This window comes from Cytobacillus eiseniae (assembly GCF_017874625.1).
GTDB lineage: Bacteria > Bacillota > Bacilli > Bacillales > Cytobacillaceae > Cytobacillus > Cytobacillus eiseniae.
The window spans coordinates 1-19,271 of record NZ_JAGIKZ010000028.1 but is presented as its reverse complement, the minus strand read 5'-3'; the positions used below and the strand labels follow the sequence as shown (position 1 = coordinate 19,271).

The following is a 19,271-nucleotide window of genomic DNA, read 5'->3' as shown; positions in this document are numbered from 1 at the left end:
TTTAATTTCCTCCTTGATTTGTGGTTTTAGCGGAATAACCTCCCACGACGAAGAGCCCAGGCGCCATGCTCAATGTCTGAGCTAGACGTACAAAAGGTTGCGTGTGAAACCTAGTTCAGTCACGCAACCCTGTTGAACAGCAGTCATGGATTAGTCTTCGATAGTGATACCCATGCTGCGAGCAGTACCTTCAACCATACGCATTGCAGCTTCTACACTAGCAGCGTTTAGATCAGGCATTTTTGTTTCAGCAATCTCGCGTACCTTGTCACGCTTGACTGTTGCTACTTTATTACGGTTTGGTTCACCAGAACCAGACTCAATTCCAGCTGCTTTTTTAAGTAAAACTGCAGCAGGTGGAGTTTTCGTAATAAATGTAAATGAACGGTCTTCAAAAACCGTAATTTCAACAGGAATGATTAAGCCAGCTTGTTCAGCTGTACGAGCGTTAAATTCCTTACAGAATCCCATGATATTAACACCGGCTTGACCTAATGCAGGACCTACTGGTGGCGCAGGATTTGCTTTACCTGCTGGAATTTGCAATTTAACAAGTTTGATTACTTTTTTAGCCACGAGACACACCTCCTTAAAGTCCGTGATGTGGTAATAGGGATCTACTCCCTCCCACTCAACTTATAGTCTTTATATTAAGATAAAGAACCCTAGCATTTGTCTGTCTCTTTTCGAGACATACTGACCTTTGAAATATTACCACTTTTTAAAGATGATTTCAAGTTTTTTTCAAATAAGGTAGGGGAACTTTTTTATAATTAGCGAAGTACCGCGAAATACCCAGACATATTCTTGTTATTTCTTATAATTTTTCAATTTGAGTGAAATCTAATTCAACCGGTGTATCTCTGCCGAACATATTGACTAGTACTTTAATCTTCGCTTTATCTTTATCAATATCTTCAATCGATCCAGTAAAGTTCGCGAATGGACCTTCCTTCACCTGAACTGTTTCACCAAGTTCAAAGTTAATATCCACACGCTTTTCCTCTACACCCATCCGCTTCAAGATGACATTTACCTCTTCAGGCAATAATGGTGTAGGTTTTGATCCTGACCCAGCTGAACCAACAAATCCAGTTACTCCAGGTGTATTTCGAACAACATACCAAGAATCGTCTGTCATTACGATTTCTACCAATACGTAGCCAGGGAACACTTTACGCTTAACTACTTTCTTTTTGCCATTTTTGAAATCTGTTTCTTCTTCTTCTGGTACTACAACACGAAAAATTTTATCTTGCATCGCCATGGATTCAACACGCTTCTCCAAGTTTGCCTTAACTTTATTTTCGTATCCTGAGTACGTATGAACAACATACCAATTCTTTTCCATTCAAGGGGACTATTGTCCTTCCCTCCTTATTTATCAAATGAACTAAGAGTTTTTTATCCAAAGTAAAAATGCGCAAACGCCTTGATCACCCCCGACAAGCACAAGACGAGCCTCTCAGAAAGGTTGTTCTTTACCTTTCTGGGAGGATTGACTTGTGACCTCGAGGGGGTAGGCGTTGGAGCTGGACGGTAACATACTTATTCACAAAGTTATACACAAAATGCGAATTTATAATTTCCTTAGAAATGAAAAAACCCGTTTCCGGGCTTCACACATGTTTCCTCTGTTATTCTCCATTATACCATGGATATACAGGGGTTATTCAAGAATAATACGAATCAGTTCAGAAATACCTAGGTCAATCACTGCAAAGAAAACGGTGAAAAACACAACAGTTGCAAGAACTGTTACAGTATAGCTCGTTAATTCTTTGCGTTTTGGCCAGCTGACCTTTCTCATTTCTCGGCCAACATCACGGAAAAATTTCAAGATGCGTTGCATATCGTAACCCCCAACTTCCACGAGATATATCCAAATCTTTATATCTATTTATCATTCACTACTTTGTTTCACGATGAATCGTATGAAGATTGCATGTTTGACAAAATTTCTTAAGCTCTAGTCGATCTGTTTCTTTATTATTCATTGTAGAATAATTTCTTGAACTACAATGGGTACAGGCTAGTACCACTTTTTTTCTCATCTTATCCACCTACTAAATACTTATACGTCCTTAAAACTTTACCATGGACAATTATTGATGTCAATAACAGTGAAATATGGAAAAAAGAGCAGAAACAATGAGCAACTAAGATGGAATTATAAAGAAATTTCTCGAACCTCTAAATATCTCTCAAGCTTTCTTTTGACCCTTTGAAGGGCATTATCAATTGACTTTACATGTCGATTCAATTCTTCAGAAATCTCTTGATAAGACTGTCCATCCAAATACAACGCAAGCACTTTTCTTTCCAAATCACTTAAAAGCTCAGCCATCTTAACCTCGATAAGATCAAACTCTTCCTGATTAATAATTAGCTCCTCAGGATCCATCACCTTTGCTCCTGAGATCACATCCATTAATGTTCGGTCTGATTCCTCATCATAAATCGGTTTATCCAATGACACATAAGAATTTAACGGAATATGCTTTTGCCTTGTAGCTGTTTTAATAGCCGTAATAATTTGTCTTGTGATGCATAGTTCCGCAAATGCTTTAAAAGAGGAGAGCTTGTCCCCTTTGAAATCACGAATCGCCTTATACAAGCCGATCATGCCCTCTTGAACAATATCTTCTTTATCTGCACCAATCAAAAAATAGGATCTTGCTTTTGCACGAACGAAATTACGATACTTATGAATTAAGTAATCCAATGCCTTGCTTTCGCCTTTATGGACTAAATCAACTAATTCTTCGTCTTCAAGCTGTAAATACTCTGCATTCTTTTCATCAATTGACTTTAAGTTAGTATCCAATCAGATCCCCCCGACCGTACAAACATAGATAAAAGTATTATACAGTAGGTTTTTTTCCAGCGTCAACCATTCATCGCTGTCCTCTGCGCCATTTTTCAAAAATTTCTGTTACTTCTTCACTAAGTGGAATTTTGGAGACAGGCCTTTTCTCTTGGATTTTCTTTACTCTTTTACCGATTCGATTCTCTATATTACTCATCTCATTTAATAATTCTCTTGAAGATTTCCGTAACGCACCTTGTCCAAATATTGCCCATTGCTCCGTATAATCGGAGGTAGCCACATGAATTTGTGTTTTAATATTATTTAGGCTGATCGCCATTTTTTCGATTCGCTCATCAGCCGTCTCATTTGATTTTGTAAAAATAACTTCAACCTTGGAATCATTATATTTTTTTTCTGTCCCTTTCACAAAATGGGCATCAAAAACAACGATCACCCGGTATCCAGAGAAGGCTTGGTATTCAGCCATTTTTTCTATTAGCCGATCTCTAGCTGCAGATAGGTCTTTATTTTTAAGCTGTCGTAACTCAGGCCAAGCACCTATTACGTTATATCCATCAACGATAAGGATGTCCATTTTTATTTCTCGAGAGGATGTCGTTTCCGATGGACCTCATACATAAGAAGTGCAGCAGCTACTGATGCATTTAATGAGGTGACGTGACCAGACATTGGTAAATGAATGAGAAAGTCACACTTATCACGAATCAAGCGTCCCATTCCTTTGCCTTCACTGCCAATAACTAACCCTAATGGCAATGTGCCATCGAATCGGCGATAATCTTCACTTCCTTTTGCATCTGTCCCTGCAATCCATATGCCTCTTTCCTTTAATTCATCCATTGTCCTTGCCATATTCGTGACACGAACGACTGGAATATGTTCAATGGCACCTGTTGATGCCTTCGCCACTGTTGCGGTCAATCCTACCGCTCTTCTTTTTGGAATAATGATTCCATGCGCCCCTACTGCATCAGCCGTTCTCATAATTGATCCTAAATTATGCGGATCCTCAATTTCATCTAATAATAAGAAGAAGGGGGTTTCATTTCTCTTTTCAGCTACATGAAATAAATCATCTAGCTCTGCATATTGATAAGCAGCCACTTGAGCAATAACCCCTTGATGAATCCCTTCTACCATTTGATCCAACTTTTTCTTCGGAACAAATTGAACAAACACGTTTGATGCTTTTGCTAAACCAATCACTTGCTGCATTTGTCCACTTTGTGAACTTTCTGCAATAAGAATCTTATTAATGTCTCTTCCTGACTTTAATGCTTCAATCACAGGGTTCTTCCCCATAATGAGATCTTCGTTCATTTCACTGTTCCTCCTTTCTTTTCTTCAACAATCTGAAATGCAGCTACAATTATTTCCTCCAGCCGTTCCTCTTGTCCAGACAAATACAAAAAGCCTACTAGTGATTCAAATGCTGTACTATATCGATACGTCTGTACATCTGTATTTTTCGGAGTGGAGCCGGATTTGGCATTCCTACCTCTTTTTACAACAGCGATTTCCTCATCGGTTAAAAAGCTAGAATCAAGAAATTGATGAGCCATTTGTGATTGCGCCTTTGCCGAAACATAATGAGTCGCTTCCCTATGTAATTGATTAGGTCTCACCCTTCCACTATGGATGAGATGCTTGCGAACATATATTTCAAAAACAGCATCGCCCATATAAGCAAGGGCGAGGCTATTTAACTGTTTTTCATCAATTTTATTATCATATTGAAGCATTTTTTAGCCTCTTTTCCATCGTATACCTTGTGGTGTATCTTCTAAAATAATATTCATCTCTTTCAGTTGATCACGAATCTCATCAGCAAGCTGGAAGTTTCGATCTTTCCTAGCCTGATCTCGTTGTTGAATCAAGCGATCAATATCTTCATCCAATAAGCTCTCCTTCACCGTTTCAAGAGTTAGTCCAAGCACATGAAACAGCTCTTCGAATTCCTTTGTAAAGGCATGAATGACTTCAGTCGAAGTATTCTTCTCCATTAAGTAGTAATTAGCCAGTTTAGAGAGTTCGAACAACACGGAAATACCGTTAGCGGTATTAAAGTCATCGTCCATTTCTTTAATGAATTCTTCATGTAATGCAGTGATTTTCTCTATCCATTCCTCATTATGCTCGGTTAAATTTGCACTAGCTGTTAGGCGATGCTTCAAGTTTTCATAGGAAGTCTTAATCCGCTCTAATCCAGCACGTGTATTCTCCAATAGCTCTTCTGTATAATTAATTGGATTCCGATAATGAACAGAAAGCATAAAGAATCGTAGAACTTGCGGATCGTGATTTTTGATAATATCATGCACAAGTACAAAGTTCCCAAGAGACTTTGACATTTTCTCATTATCGATATTAATATACCCATTATGCATCCAATAGTTAGCAAATGTTTTTCCATTCACTGCTTCAGATTGGGCAATTTCATTTTCATGATGTGGAAAAGCCAAATCCTGTCCTCCCGCATGAATATCGATCGTCTCACCTAAGTATTTCTTTGCCATGGCCGAGCATTCAATATGCCAACCCGGCCGCCCTTTGCCCCAAGGACTTTCCCAGTATATTTCACCATCTTTAGCAGCTTTCCAAAGAGCAAAATCAAGCGCATCACTCTTTTTCTCCCCGACTGCAATCCGGGCACCCGAGCGCAGCTCATCAATCGATTGATGTGACAACTTCCCATACCCATCAAATTTGCGTGTATGGAAATAAACATCCCCTTCAGACTCATAGGCATACCCTTTTTCTATTAACACTTCAATAAATTCGATAATAAGATCCATGCTCTCTGTTACTCGAGGATGTGAATCTGCTCGTTTGCAGCCAAGTGCAGATACGTCCTCAAAGTACGCATCAATAAATCGGTCGGCAATTGTTGGTACATCCTCTCCAAGCTCCTTGGCAGCACGGATTAATTTATCATCAACATCTGTGAAATTAGAAATATAGGTCATATCATAACCTCTATATTCAAAATACCTTCTCACTGTATCAAAGACAATTGGCGGACGTGCATTTCCGATATGAATATAGTTATAAACGGTCGGTCCGCACACATACATTTTCACTTTCCCTTCTTCTAAAGGAATAAAGGGTTCTTTCTTTCTTGTTAATGTATTATAAATTTTAATGGCCATGTACTTGGCTCCTTTCTTTCTTCAAACTCTCAAGCTCTTTATTTAATTTTGCCATTTCACTTTCTAATTCTTTCAATCGGTCGGCAACTGGATCTGGAAGATCGGAATGATTTAAATCCTTCCTTATTTTCACACCATCTTGAATCTTTACACGACCTGGTATCCCTACAACTGTTGAATTAGGCGGTACTTCATGGAGAACAACAGATCCTGCCCCTACCTTGGAGTTTTCTCCAATTGTAATGGAGCCAAGAACCTTTGCACCTGTCGCAATAAGTGCATTGTCTTTAATTGTTGGATGTCGCTTCCCCTTCTCCTTCCCTGTTCCGCCTAATGTAACTCCCTGGAAAACAGTTACATTATCCCCAATCTCACATGTTTCACCTATTACTACTCCCATTCCATGGTCGATAAAAAAGCGTCGGCCAATTGTTGCTCCAGGATGTATTTCAATTCCTGTGAAGAAGCGGCTAATTTGGGATACGACTCTGGCAAGGAAAAAGAACTTCCTTTTGAAAAGAGCATGAGCGATTCGATGTGCCCAAATTGCATGAAGGCCAGAATAGGTTAAAATTACTTCTAAATAGCTTCTTGCAGCGGGATCCTGTTCAAAGACTACTTCAATATCTTCCTTGATCCTCTTAAACATCTCTTCTTCCCTCCTTCAGATTCGTCATCATTTCCTGTTAAATCATTTTTTCTAAATAGTATTTTCCGGGAAATTTTTTCATTTCCTATCAATAACATGAGGAGATTTTTCTTTACGTACTTCTCCTTGTATAAGGTTGTCATGTTCCTTATAAAGCTGAAACTAAAACATACTTAATGACAAAACAATATACAAGAAGCGAATGGATTGTTTCCCAAACAAGAACAAATGCGCAGGCGCCTTGATCACCCCCGACAAGCACAAGACGAGCCTCACGGAAAGGTGTCCTTTACCTTTCTGGGAGGATTGGCTTGTGACCTCGAGGGGGTAGGCGCTGGAGCTAGACGCAGAACATATCTCAAAGTTATACACAACATTTTAATTTATAATTTCCTTAACAATAAAAAAAACGCCTCTGTCAATGAAGACAGAGACGCTTTTATCCGCGCGGTTCCACTCTGTTTAGACTAATTTCAGCCTCAACTTTAATCTGTTAACGGAAGAAGTTCCGCTCATTTCTACTTATTAGAAAAGCCCAAGCGCTGGAGCTAGACCGCTAATATTGTTCGAAATGAGACTCAGAGGGGCACTTCAAAACGATGAGAGGCTTAAACCACTTTCAGCCGGTGATGGTTCTCTCTAAAAAGCATCATGTTCCTACTTTTCCTCGTCTACACTTTATATATAGATTTACTTTATACTATATTACATTTCAAATAATTTGTTAACCTAAAATATGCTTTATTCTCAATTTTACTTTTTCTTTGCCAAACAAAGCAATGGCTTGCGGCAGATCTGGCCCATGCGTTTGACCAGTAATTGCCACTCTTATCGGCATAAAAAGTTTCTTCCCTTTATGACCTGTTGCTTTTTGTACGGCCTTCATCGCTGCTTTAATTTCCTCAGCTTTGAATTCACTTAACTCGTCGATTTCATTTAAAAAGGAATTAAGAACTTCAGGCACTTGTTCTTCTTGAATGACAGCCTTCGCTTCTTCATCCATATTATTTTCCTCTGTAAAGAATATCTCTGTTAGCTCTACGATTTCAGCACCAAAACTCATTTTTTCTTGATAAAGTGCAATTAAATTTCGAACCCAAAGATCTTCTGTTTCTGATCTTTGCTCATTGACCCGACCAGCCTTTACAAGATGTGGCAAGGAGATGGAAACTAGACGATCAATATCTAGTTTCTTCACATACTGATTGTTCATCCAAGTAAGCTTTTGTTTATCAAAAAGCGCTGGTGATTTCGATAATCGATTCGCATCGAAGAGCTGAATAAATTCATCCTTAGAGAATATTTCCTCTTCTCCTGATGGGGACCAACCAAGTAAAGCAATAAAGTTAAATAATGCCTCTGGCAAATAACCAAGCTCTTCGTATTGCTCAATAAATTGGATGATTGACTCGTCACGCTTACTTAATTTCTTACGGCTTTCGTTCACAATCAATGTCATATGTCCAAAAATTGGTGCTTCCCAGCCCAATGCTTCATAAATCATTAACTGCTTCGGTGTATTTGAAATATGGTCATCTCCCCTTAATACATGGGAAATCTCCATGAGATGATCATCAACAGTGACAGCAAAATTATAGGTTGGTGTCCCGTCCTTTTTCACAATGACGTGATCTCCAATCCCATCTGCTTCAAAAGCCACTTCCCCTTTCACCATATCTGTGAAAGAAAAGACCTTCCCTTTCGGAACTAAAAAGCGAATGCTTGGTTGTCTGCCTTCCGCTTCTAATTTTAACTGTTCTTCTTTCGTTAAATGGCGACATTTCCCGGAATAAGCAGGTGTTTCTCCTTTTTCAACTTGCACTTCACGCTCTGCTTCAATTTCCTCTTCTGTACAGTAGCATTTATAGGCATGGCCTTTTTCTAGAAGTTCATTGTAGTATTGCTCATAAATCTCATTCCGTTCAGATTGGCGATATGGGCCAAGTGCTCCTTCTTTATCAACACTTTCATCCCAATCCATTCCAAGCCATTTAAGGTACTTAAGCTGACTTTCCTCGCCGCCTTCAATATTCCGCTTCTTGTCCGTATCCTCAATGCGGATAATGAACTTTCCACCTTTATTACGAGCATATAAATAATTAAATAATGCTGTACGAGCATTACCGATATGTAAATGTCCAGTTGGACTTGGGGCATAACGTACGCGAATATCCTTTGTCATCTGACTTTTGCCTCCCTAATTCTCTTCTTTTTCTTCATTTTTTCATCAGCATTTTGCTAGTAGCTTATTATTCAGTCATTACGATTTAAAACCAAAAGAAAAGAGGGCCTACTCCCCTTTGCTTTTTTGCAGCAATACAGCTACCTGTGAGGCAATCCCTTCACCTCTGCCCGTAAAACCAAGCTTCTCTGTCGTTGTTGCTTTCACATTGATCCGATCAATCTCTGTTTCTAACAATTGAGCAATTCGTTCTCTTATTTGTCCAACGTATGGAGCCATTTTTGGCATTTGCGCAATAATTGTACAATCTGCATTTACAAGCTCATACCCTTTTTCTTTTACAATCGCCCATACATGCGTCAATAATTTTGCAGAATCCGCATCCTTAAAGGCCTCATCTGTATCTGGGAAATGCCTGCCGATATCTCCCTCACCAATCGCACCTAAGCATGCATCAGCTACTGTATGTAAAAGAACATCCGCATCTGAATGACCTAATAATCCTTTTTCATATGGGATTTCAATTCCGCCAAGTATTAACGGACGCCCCTCTGTTAGTTGATGTACATCAAATCCTTGTCCAATTCGAAACATCTTATTGTCCCCTTTAAATAAAGTTCTACTGCTGATCTTTTCGTTTCTTAATGATTGCTTCTGCGAAATATAAATCTTCCGGTGTCGTCAACTTAATATTGTCATAGTTCCCTTGTACAATCACAATTTCTTGGTCAATCCGCTCTACTAAACTTGCATCATCCGTTCCAAGAAAACCATCTTCTTCTGCTTTATTATAAGCTTCTATTAAAATGGAAAAGCGAAAAGCCTGCGGGGTTTGAACAGCCCACAAGCTCGAACGTTCAACCGTTTCAGTTACGATCGTCCCCGAAGCCTTTTTTATCGTATCTTTAACAGGGACAGCTAATATAGCAGCCCCCTCTTTTTCAGCAGCTTTAATTAAAGGATGAAGAAGTCCCTTATCAATAAATGGCCGTGCTGCATCGTGAACAAGGATGATGCCTTCTTTTTCTATATGTTTTAATGCATTATATATACTGTACTGTCTCTCTTTTCCACCAGGAACAAGGGCTATGACCTTTGTCAGCTGATTGCTCTCAATCATTTCCCGTAATTCTTGTTCCTCTTGAGGGTTGATCGCAAGAAAAATCCCATTACATGCTTCATCATTTTGAAATACATTCAATGTATGAATTAGAATAGGTAAATCATTTATCTCTAATAATAACTTATTTTTCCCTGCTTCCATTCTCTTTCCTTGGCCTGCTGCAGGAATAATGACTTGATAAGCCATGCAAACAAACTCCAATCCCACTATAATGCTTTTTCTAATAGCTTTGGCTTAGCAAAAATCATTCGTCCAGCAGAAGTTTGCAAGACACTCGTTACTAATACATCAATATGCTTGCCAATATAGTCTCGACCATCCTCAACAACAATCATTGTTCCATCATCTAGATAAGCAATCCCTTGATTTTGTTCTTTTCCATCCTTGATCACTTGCACCTTCATCTCTTCCCCAGGAAGGACAACCGGTTTAACCGCATTAGCAAGATCATTAATATTTAGAACCGCTACACCTTGGAATTCACACACTTTATTCAGATTAAAGTCATTCGTAACTACCATGCCGTTTGTAATCTTTGCAAGTTTCACAAGCTTGCTATCTACTTCCTGGATCTCTTCAAAATCACCTTCATAAATTTCTACCTTTATTGATAGTTCTTTCTGAATTCGATTGAGAATATCAAGACCTCTTCTCCCTCTGTTGCGCTTTAACACATCAGAGGAATCTGCGATATGTTGTAATTCCTCTAGAACGAATTGTGGTATAACAATCGTTCCCTCTAGAAATCCAGTCTGGCAAATATCTGCAATTCTGCCATCAATAATGACACTAGTATCTAAGATTTTCAATACATTTTTATTGGTGACTTCTGCTTCCTCTTCCACTACTTTTTTCTTTCGATTTGAAAGCAAACCTAATAACTCATCACGCTTTTTAAAACCTACTTGAAACCCTAAATAACCAAATATTAATGTCAGGACAATTGGTGCAACCGTATTTAATATCGGAACTTCAATTGCATTCAAGGCATAGCCAATCAAAAAGGCAATAATTAATCCAAATACTAGTCCGATGCTCCCGAAAATGATATCGGTAATCGGTACTCGTACAAGTGATTCCTCTACCCATTTTACAAAATTAACAACATAATCAACCGCCCAAAAAGAAATAAGATAAAAAATAATTGCACCTAGCACAGCGGACATATAAGGATTATATAGCATAGGAATTTCATTCAAAGAAACCAATCTTAATAAGTCAGGAATCAAAAATATCCCAAGCGTAACTCCAATAATAAGGAAACATGCTTGAACAATACGTTTTAACATTCCCTCACCTCCTTCTAATCATTATAAACAGATTCTAAAAATTGAAACCTAAAGAAACTAATTTTTCATTCGTAAATAAATTATATTAAAATATAGTTGAAAACCATTGATATGACTACAGCCTAAGGTTAGCACCTATTGCAATCTGGTGTCAAATAAAACAAACAGCCATTGTAACATAATAGGAATTATAGTTCAATAGTCACTTTATAGCTGTCGATCCGCTAAAAGCTGATTCTTGATTAGCTTTAGCCCCTCTTTAATTTTCCTTGCTCTTACTTCACCGATTCCTTCTACTTCATCCAATTCCTCTACAGTGGCCGCAACAATTGCTGGTAAATCTTTAAATCGAACAATTAAATTTTCAATAATAACTGGAGGCAAGCGCGGGACTTTTGTTAAGATTCGATAGCCTCTTGGACATTTATACTCATCAGTATGAATATATCCATTGTATCCTAATAACTTTAAAATAGTGGAATCCTCCAATATTTTACCAGTAGATAATTCTTGTAATTTACTAAATATTTCTTTCGTATCAACTTGTTTGGCGTGCGCATAATCCTTTATGATTAACTCTGCTTCTTTTTCAATATCTAATAGGATTTCATTCATTTGCAGGCGAATAAGCCTTCCTTCTATTCCTAATTCATTCAGATAAGTAAGCAGTTCTGTTTTTATTCTTAAGACCATTTCAATGCTATGGAAAACATTAATTATATCGCAATAAGTAACTAGCTCTTCAAATTCTAGCACACTTAAATTAGCAATACTTTGCTCTAATACTACAGAATATTTCTCAAGTGTCTGCAATGCAACATTTGCTTTTGATAAGATCACGGAAATATCGCGTAGCGCATAACGAAAATGACCTTTATATAGCGTGATCACATTCCGTCTTTGAGAGATCGCAATCACTAGTGATCCCGTTTGCTTTGCTACCCTTTCTGCTGTCCTGTGGCGCATACCTGTTTCTGTAGAAGGGATGCTTGTATCTGGGGCTAGCTGAGCATTGGCAATGAGAATTTTATTTCCTTCTTCATTTAATACAATCGCTCCATCCATTTTTGCCAATTCATATAAGTAGCTTGGCGAGAATAAAGCATTGATTTGAAATCCACCATCAACTATATGTGTAATTTTTTCTTTACTCCCAAGAATGATTAATCCTCCTGTATTCGCCCGAAGGACATTATCAATGCCTTCTCTAATAGGTGTCCCTGGAGCCATAAATTGCAGGATTTCACTCATTGTTTTTTCACCAAGCTTCTTTCCATCCATGTCTTATCCTCCTAATGTTGCTTTTAATGCTTCACTAACAGAACCTACACCAATCAATTCGATCCCTTTTGGGACATTCCAGCCACCTAAATTATTAGCAGGAATGATGACTCTTTCAAATCCAAGCTTTGCAGCCTCCTGCACCCGCTGTTCGATTCTTGATACCCTTCTCACTTCACCAGTTAAGCCCACCTCGCCAATAATACAGTCTGTTGGCTTTGTTGGCTTATCACGGAAACTGGAGGCGATACTGACAGCAACCGCTAAATCAATCGCTGGTTCATCTAGCTTCACTCCACCTGCTACCTTTAAATATGCATCCTGATTCTGTAAGAGCATTCCCACACGCTTTTCTAATACTGCCATCAACAAAGAGACTCTATTATGATCAATTCCAGTTGCCATTCTTCTCGGATTTCCAAAGCTGGTTGGGGAAATAAGTGCTTGGATTTCTACAAGAACAGGACGGGTGCCTTCCATCGAAGCAACTACCGTTGATCCTGCTGCCCCTTGAGATCGTTCTTCTAGAAATATTTCAGATGGATTATCAACCTCCTCCAAGCCAAACTCTTTCATTTCAAAAATACCCATTTCATTTGTAGATCCAAATCGATTTTTCACAGCCCGTAGAATCCGGTACGTATGATGGCGTTCCCCCTCAAAATAAAGTACCGTATCTACCATATGCTCTAATAGCCTCGGTCCTGCTATCGAACCTTCTTTCGTTACATGCCCAACAATAAAGATTGCAATCCCTTTTGTTTTACCAATTCGCATCAATTCAGCGGTACACTCTCTTACTTGAGAAACACTCCCAGGGGCAGATGTTACCTCAGGGTGAAAAATGGTCTGGATGGAATCAATAATGACAAAGCTTGGGTTCACTTGCTCAATTGTTCTGCTAATCTCTTCAAGACTTGTCTCTGAATAGACTAGTAAATTATTTGATGAAACACCTAAACGATCTGCGCGCAGTTTCGTTTGACGCATCGATTCTTCCCCAGATATGTATAATACGGAGTGGTTTTTATTCGCTAATTGTGAGGAGACTTGTAGAAGCAATGTCGACTTCCCAATACCCGGATCTCCGCCTATCAACACTAAAGATCCTCTTACAACCCCACCGCCTAGGACACGATTCAATTCCTTTAGATCGGTATAGATTCTCGGTTCACTGACTGTCTCAATCGAGGTAATTGGTGTAGCTTTCGCAACAATCGTCGAGCCTTGTGAATGAGCAAATGCCCCTCTTCTTGATGTAGATGCTTTCTCCACCTCTTCGACCATTTTATTCCACACACCACACCCAGGACATTTCCCCATCCATTTAGGTGACTCATACCCGCATTCCTGACACATAAACTTCGTTTTTCTTTTTGCCATTCTTTTTTCTCCCTCTCTAATCATCCCTTGCATTTTTTATATAATGGAAAAATACTCATACCTATAGTATACGCCTTGCTGCTTATAGTAATTACAAAGAAGGTACACGTTTTTTCTACGTGCACCTTCCTTCTTTTCAATGTTTATTTTTGTAGAGTAGCTGCAATGGCTGACTTACCGGTTTCAACAGTAAATTCTCCATCTTTGACATCAATTACTACCTTTTGGCCTGTTAAAACAGTGCCTCTTAGCAGCTCTTCTGATAAACGATCCTCAATATGCTTTTGAATTGCTCTGCGAAGTGGTCTTGCTCCGTATTCAGGATCATACCCTTCAACTGAAATTTTTTCCTTCGCTGCTTCCGTTAATTCAATATCAATATCCTGTTCTTTTAATCGTTTAGTTAATGAATCGGACATCAATGTAACGATTTCTTTTAGATGCTTTCTCTCTAACGCGTGGAAAACAATAATCTCATCGATACGGTTTAGGAACTCAGGTCGGAATGCTTTCTTCAGTTCCTCCATTACCTTCGATTTCATATCCTTATAGTCCTGTTCTCCATCTTGAATATTGAATCCAACATATTTGTTGCGCTTTAATGCTTCTGCCCCTACATTAGACGTCATAATTAAAACTGTATTTCGGAAATCTACTGTTCTTCCTTTAGAATCTGTTAAACGTCCATCCTCTAACACTTGTAGGAGAATATTGAACACATCTGGATGTGCCTTTTCAATTTCATCTAATAAGACAACTGAATATGGCTTTCTACGGACCTTCTCTGTAAGCTGTCCACCTTCCTCATATCCGACATATCCAGGAGGTGATCCTACTAGTCTTGAAGTAGAGTGCTTCTCCATATATTCCGACATATCAATACGAATCATTGCATCTTCATCACCGAACATCGCTTCAGCTAAAGCACGAGCTAGTTCTGTTTTCCCAACTCCTGTCGGGCCAAGGAAAACAAATGAGCCTATTGGACGCTTCGGATCTTTAAGTCCTGCACGCGCACGACGAACAGCTTTAGAGATGGCCTTTACTGCCTCTTCTTGCCCAATCAATCTTGAATGAAGAATTTCTTCAAGGTTTAACAGCTTTTGTGTTTCGGTTTCTGCTAGTTTTGAAACAGGAATCCCAGTCCAGCTAGAAACGACGCTTGCGATATCTTCGACAGTCACTTCACTATTTTCTTTTCCTTGTTTTTCTTTCCACGTTTTCTTCGTTTCTTCAAGTTGTTCGCGCAGACGTTGCTCTGTATCTCGTAAAGAAGCCGCCTTTTCAAATTCCTGGCTTTGTACAGCTGCATCCTTCTCTTTACGAACATCCTCAAGCTTTACCTCTAATTCCTTTAAATTAGGTGGTGTTGTATACGAACGAAGCCTAACCTTTGAACCAGCCTCATCAATCAAATCAATTGCCTTATCAGGAAGGAAACGATCAGAAATATAGCGATCTGACAGTTTAACAGCCGCATCAATCGCTGCATCTGTTATCGTTACACGATGGTGAGCTTCATAGCGATCACGCAAACCATACAGAATTTGCACAGACTCTTCAGCTGTCGGTTCATCCACTCGAATTGGCTGAAAGCGTCTTTCTAATGCTGCATCTTTCTCGATGTATTTACGATATTCATCAAGGGTTGTTGCTCCGATACATTGCAATTCACCACGCGCAAGAGATGGTTTAAGAATATTCGAAGCATCAATTGCACCTTCTGCACCACCAGCTCCAATTAATGTATGAAGCTCATCAATGAATAAGATGATATTACCCGCTTGTCGAATCTCATCCATCACCTTTTTTAGACGATCTTCAAACTCTCCACGATATTTAGTACCAGCAACAACCGTTCCCATATCAAGAGTCATTACTCTTTTATCACGAAGGGTTTCAGGTACTTCATTATTTATAATTTGCTGGGCTAAGCCTTCAGCTATTGCTGTCTTCCCAACACCAGGCTCGCCAATAAGGACAGGGTTATTCTTCGTACGGCGACTTAACACTTCAATCACACGCTGGATTTCCTTGCTGCGGCCGATAACTGGATCTAGACTCCCTTCCTTTGCGATCGCTGTTAAATCCCTTGCTAAACCATCAAGAGTAGGTGTATTCGCATTAGCAGATGAACCGCCCTGATGGTTTCCTGACTCATTGCTTCCTAATAACTGCAATACTTGCTGACGGGCTTTATTAAGACTAACACCTAGATTGTTAAGTACTCGAGCAGCTACGCCTTCCCCTTCTCTTATAAGCCCAAGCAGGATATGCTCTGTTCCTACATAGGAATGGCCTAATTTCCTTGCTTCGTCCATTGACAGTTCAATTACTTTCTTCGCTCGAGGCGTATATTGAGGAGTTTGGGACGTGTCTTGCCCTCTTCCAATTAAATTCTCTACTTCAGTTTGAATTTTTTCAGAACCAAGCCCAAGTGCATAAAGGGCTTTACCAGCAATGCCATCCCCTTCACGTACAAGCCCTAGAAGAATATGCTCTGTTCCAATATTATTATGACCTAATCGAATGGCCTCCTCTTGTGCTAATGCCAGTACCTTTTGGGCCCTTTCTGTAAATCGACCGAACATCATATCATTATCCTCCTATCTATTGATTCTCCATTTTTAATCTTTCTCTTATTAAGGTAGCTCTACGGATATCTCGTTCATGAGGTCGTAATGGACCTCCTGCATATTGCTGTAGAAACCCTGGCTGTGTTAAAATCATCAGCTCATTTAGAATATTCTTAGACAAACCTTTTAGATAGCCCATATCGATACCTAAACGGACATCTGACAAACATTTAGCCGCTTCCTTTGATTCAATAATTCGTGAATTGGATAAGGTTCCAAAGGAGCGGAAAACTCTATCTTCTAATTGTATGTTAGAAGACTTCACTAATGCTTCACGGGCGGACCTTTCTTGTGAAATTAACTGACTAACAACACTTATTAAATCTTCAACAATATCACTTTCTGATTTCCCAAGAGTCATTTGATTAGACACTTGAAAGATATTCCCTAAAGCTTCGCTGCCTTCCCCATAAATCCCTCTTACCACTAGCCCTAATTGATTAATTGCAGGAATAATCCGGTTCATTTGTTGTGTAAGAATTAGTCCTGGTAAATGCATCATTACAGAGGCTCTTAATCCAGTACCTACATTCGTTGGACAGCTTGTTAGATAACCAATCCCTTCATCAAATGCATAATCAATCTTTTCCTCGAGCCAATCATCTACTTCATTTGCCATTGCCAAAGCCTCTAATAACTGAAACCCTGGATATAAGCATTGAATACGAATATGATCCTCTTCATTAATCATTACACTTAATTCTTCATTCTCCGATAGTAAACAAGCACCGAATGAAGCATTCTCTGCAAGATGAGGACTAATCAGATGCTTTTCCATAAGAACTCTTTTTTGAAGGGGCTGAAGCTCATCCATTAATAAAATTTCCATTTTCCCAAGTTTTGAAAAAGAAGAATCGTCCATTATCACTTGGATCTTTTGAATGACTGATTTGGCTTCGTCATTCGTAAAAAGAATGGGGAATTTGTATTGATTTATATTTCGAGCTAATCGAATTCGTGAACTGAGGATTATATCCGCATCCGGACCCTCAGCACTCATCCAGGAGCTGATTGCTTGATTGATAAAACGTTCTAACGACAAGCCTACTTCCCCCCCTCATGATTTGTATTTAATTGGCTTTCTAATAAGCGTATTTCGTCTCTAATTTGTGCTGCTTTTTCAAACTCTTCCTTTGAAATAATCTCTTTCAACTGGTGCTTTAGCTGCTCTATATTTTTTTTCAGATGTAGACTGCCGCCAATCCTTGCAGGAATCTTCCCATTATGTGAGGAGTTCCCACTGTGCAGTCTTCTCAGAATAGGTGTTAACTGATCTCCAAAGGCTTTATAACAGTTAGCACAGCCAAATCTCCCTAATTTAATAAACTGCTGAAAAGTCATGGAACATTGATCACATTGCACGATATTTTCCTTTTGAAATGAATCTTGTTCATGTTTTTGAATGGTTGGATTCATATTCAGCAAACCTGCTAATAAATTATTTATTGAAAAGCCTGTTGCTCCGTTTGTAATGAACATATCGCCCTTTTCCTGAGCACATTTCTCGCACAAATGATATTCAGCTTTTTCACCATTTATTATTTTAGTAAAATGCAACGATGCCGGCCTTTGATTACATTCTTCGCATATCATATCGTCACCTCTCCAGCTCGGTGTTTTTTATTTATATTTTAAAGTAGTTAACATGGCTCTTAACATTCTTGCACGAAGTTCATCTCGATAAGGAAGATCAATATATAAAACAGAACGATCAATCACACTAAGCATAATTTTTGCTTCTCTATCTGTAATAATCTCTTCTTCAACAAGTCGAATAATGACATTTTCCGCACTGTTTTGGGTTAATTGGCTATGAATCAATGCTAAAATTTGATCGATTAAATGGGCATGGTCATATGATTGAACCTTCATGATTCGGATATATCCACCGCCACCCCGTTTACTTTCTACCATATATCCCTTTTCAATTGTAAATCTTGTATTTATTACATAATTGATTTGAGAAGGGACACACTGAAATTTATCTGCAATTTCACTTCGTTTAATTTCGACAAGTTCCCTTTCACTCATCTCTAATACTTGTTTTAAATAATTTTCGATGATATCCGAAATATTCCTCATCATTCCTCCCCCTAATCTGACTTTGACTATATTTGACTTTAATTATACATAAGTATATTTAGCGATGCAATTAACAAGTATTAATAATTTTCCCGTTTTTTTAAGTTCCCAAACCTATTATTTATTAAAGGAGGACAGCTCGACCAAAATATGCCTTATCCATATAGAATAAGGCAAAGTTCATTTAGTATTGGCTCTCATCCATGTGATGTAAGTATCCATCGAAAGGCCACTTGTCGTGCAAACAGCAACTTACTCACATAGTTAGTTATACATATGAATTCCAGAAGAACAAAAGCGCAAGCGCCTTGATCAGCCTCAGGCATAGCACAAGGCTAGCCTCTCTGCAAGGTGTCCTTTACTGATTTTTAGAGGATTGACTTGTGAGCTCGAGGTCGATAAAAACGCGACGTCCTGTCGCATTGTCGACACTAGTACATCCTGTACGTCGGGGGTAGGCGCTACTCCTATAAGAAATACACTTATACTCGTGCGATGCTTATGCTGCCGATGTATTTCTTGAGGAGCTAGACGCAGAACTTGTCGCAAAGTCATCCACAATAATTAAGTTTATAATTTTGTATGAAAACACTTTTTGGCTAGAGGGCACTACTGAATAAGGCCCTTCATCTTCAATTTTTTTGAAGGACTACTAGTATAATAT

The 19,271-nt window shown here is 38.8% G+C and carries 20 protein-coding genes and 1 other annotated feature; all 20 genes read right to left on the bottom strand.

Features of this window, described 5'->3' with window-relative positions; genetic code table 11:
• Nucleotides 1-150: 150 nt before the first annotated feature.
• Nucleotides 151-576, bottom strand: a complete 426-nt coding sequence (rplK, locus tag J2Z40_RS16810) for a 50S ribosomal protein L11 (protein ID WP_066399746.1) — start codon at nt 574-576, stop codon at nt 151-153.
• A gap of 241 nt (nt 577-817) precedes the next feature.
• Nucleotides 818-1,351 (bottom strand): transcription termination/antitermination protein NusG, encoded by a 534-nt coding sequence (nusG, locus tag J2Z40_RS16805; RefSeq protein ID WP_066399744.1) that lies wholly within the window; start codon nt 1,349-1,351, stop codon nt 818-820.
• Between the two features lie 318 nt (nt 1,352-1,669).
• Nucleotides 1,670-1,852 (bottom strand): preprotein translocase subunit SecE, encoded by a 183-nt coding sequence (gene secE, locus J2Z40_RS16800; protein WP_066399740.1) that lies wholly within the window; start codon nt 1,850-1,852, stop codon nt 1,670-1,672.
• Nucleotides 1,853-1,910: 58 nt separating this feature from the next.
• Nucleotides 1,911-2,054 (bottom strand): 50S ribosomal protein L33, encoded by a 144-nt coding sequence (gene rpmG / locus J2Z40_RS16795; RefSeq protein WP_066399734.1) that lies wholly within the window; start codon nt 2,052-2,054, stop codon nt 1,911-1,913.
• 116 nt (nt 2,055-2,170) lie between these two features.
• Nucleotides 2,171-2,827, bottom strand: a complete 657-nt coding sequence (gene sigH / locus J2Z40_RS16790; protein WP_066399731.1) for an RNA polymerase sporulation sigma factor SigH — start codon at nt 2,825-2,827, stop codon at nt 2,171-2,173.
• Nucleotides 2,828-2,897: 70 nt separating this feature from the next.
• Nucleotides 2,898-3,407: an NYN domain-containing protein gene (locus J2Z40_RS16785; RefSeq protein ID WP_066399728.1), complete on the bottom strand. Its 510-nt coding sequence runs from the start codon at nt 3,405-3,407 to the stop codon at nt 2,898-2,900.
• Between the two features lie 2 nt (nt 3,408-3,409).
• Entirely contained in the window at nt 3,410-4,153 is a 744-nt protein-coding gene (gene rlmB / locus J2Z40_RS16780) for a 23S rRNA (guanosine(2251)-2'-O)-methyltransferase RlmB (protein ID WP_066399725.1), read from the bottom strand.
• Nucleotides 4,150-4,575 (bottom strand): Mini-ribonuclease 3, encoded by a 426-nt coding sequence (locus J2Z40_RS16775; RefSeq protein ID WP_066399721.1) that lies wholly within the window; start codon nt 4,573-4,575, stop codon nt 4,150-4,152. Before J2Z40_RS16775 ends, rlmB begins: the two co-directional genes overlap by 4 nt.
• 3 nt (nt 4,576-4,578) lie before the next feature.
• A complete protein-coding gene (cysS, locus tag J2Z40_RS16770) occupies nt 4,579-5,982 on the bottom strand; it encodes a cysteine--tRNA ligase (RefSeq protein WP_066399717.1) in 1,404 nt (467 codons plus the stop codon).
• On the bottom strand, nt 5,972-6,631 hold the full coding sequence (cysE, locus tag J2Z40_RS16765) for a serine O-acetyltransferase (RefSeq protein WP_066399714.1): 660 nt from the start codon (nt 6,629-6,631) through the stop codon (nt 5,972-5,974). Before cysE ends, cysS begins: the two co-directional genes overlap by 11 nt.
• Nucleotides 6,632-7,057: 426 nt before the next feature.
• Nucleotides 7,058-7,314, bottom strand: a binding site (T-box leader).
• A 41-nt stretch (nt 7,315-7,355) separates the two neighbouring features.
• Nucleotides 7,356-8,813 carry a glutamate--tRNA ligase gene (gltX, locus tag J2Z40_RS16760; protein ID WP_066399710.1) on the bottom strand — a complete coding sequence of 486 codons (1,458 nt, stop codon included), beginning with the start codon at nt 8,811-8,813 and terminating at the stop codon, nt 7,356-7,358.
• Nucleotides 8,814-8,921: 108 nt separating this feature from the next.
• Nucleotides 8,922-9,407, bottom strand: coding sequence for a 2-C-methyl-D-erythritol 2,4-cyclodiphosphate synthase (gene ispF, locus J2Z40_RS16755; protein WP_066399708.1), 486 nt, complete (start codon nt 9,405-9,407; stop codon nt 8,922-8,924).
• Nucleotides 9,408-9,432: 25 nt separating this feature from the next.
• Nucleotides 9,433-10,122 carry a 2-C-methyl-D-erythritol 4-phosphate cytidylyltransferase gene (gene ispD / locus J2Z40_RS16750; RefSeq protein WP_066399705.1) on the bottom strand — a complete coding sequence of 230 codons (690 nt, stop codon included), beginning with the start codon at nt 10,120-10,122 and terminating at the stop codon, nt 9,433-9,435.
• Between the two features lie 20 nt (nt 10,123-10,142).
• A complete protein-coding gene (locus J2Z40_RS16745; RefSeq protein ID WP_066399703.1) occupies nt 10,143-11,225 on the bottom strand; it encodes a PIN/TRAM domain-containing protein in 1,083 nt (360 codons plus the stop codon).
• 207 nt (nt 11,226-11,432) lie between these two features.
• Nucleotides 11,433-12,506 (bottom strand): DNA integrity scanning diadenylate cyclase DisA, encoded by a 1,074-nt coding sequence (gene disA / locus J2Z40_RS16740; protein ID WP_066399701.1) that lies wholly within the window; start codon nt 12,504-12,506, stop codon nt 11,433-11,435.
• Nucleotides 12,507-12,509: 3 nt separating this feature from the next.
• Entirely contained in the window at nt 12,510-13,889 is a 1,380-nt protein-coding gene (radA, locus tag J2Z40_RS16735) for a DNA repair protein RadA (RefSeq protein WP_066399699.1), read from the bottom strand.
• A gap of 143 nt (nt 13,890-14,032) precedes the next feature.
• Entirely contained in the window at nt 14,033-16,483 is a 2,451-nt protein-coding gene (gene clpC, locus J2Z40_RS16730; protein WP_066399697.1) for an ATP-dependent protease ATP-binding subunit ClpC, read from the bottom strand.
• Between the two features lie 16 nt (nt 16,484-16,499).
• Nucleotides 16,500-17,567, bottom strand: a complete 1,068-nt coding sequence (gene mcsB, locus J2Z40_RS16725; RefSeq protein ID WP_066399689.1) for a protein-arginine kinase McsB — start codon at nt 17,565-17,567, stop codon at nt 16,500-16,502.
• 2 nt (nt 17,568-17,569) lie between these two features.
• Nucleotides 17,570-18,118: a protein-arginine kinase activator protein McsA gene (gene mcsA / locus J2Z40_RS16720; RefSeq protein WP_066399686.1), complete on the bottom strand. Its 549-nt coding sequence runs from the start codon at nt 18,116-18,118 to the stop codon at nt 17,570-17,572.
• A gap of 27 nt (nt 18,119-18,145) precedes the next feature.
• A complete protein-coding gene (locus tag J2Z40_RS16715) occupies nt 18,146-18,607 on the bottom strand; it encodes a CtsR family transcriptional regulator (protein ID WP_066399683.1) in 462 nt (153 codons plus the stop codon).
• Nucleotides 18,608-19,271 lie beyond the last annotated feature (664 nt).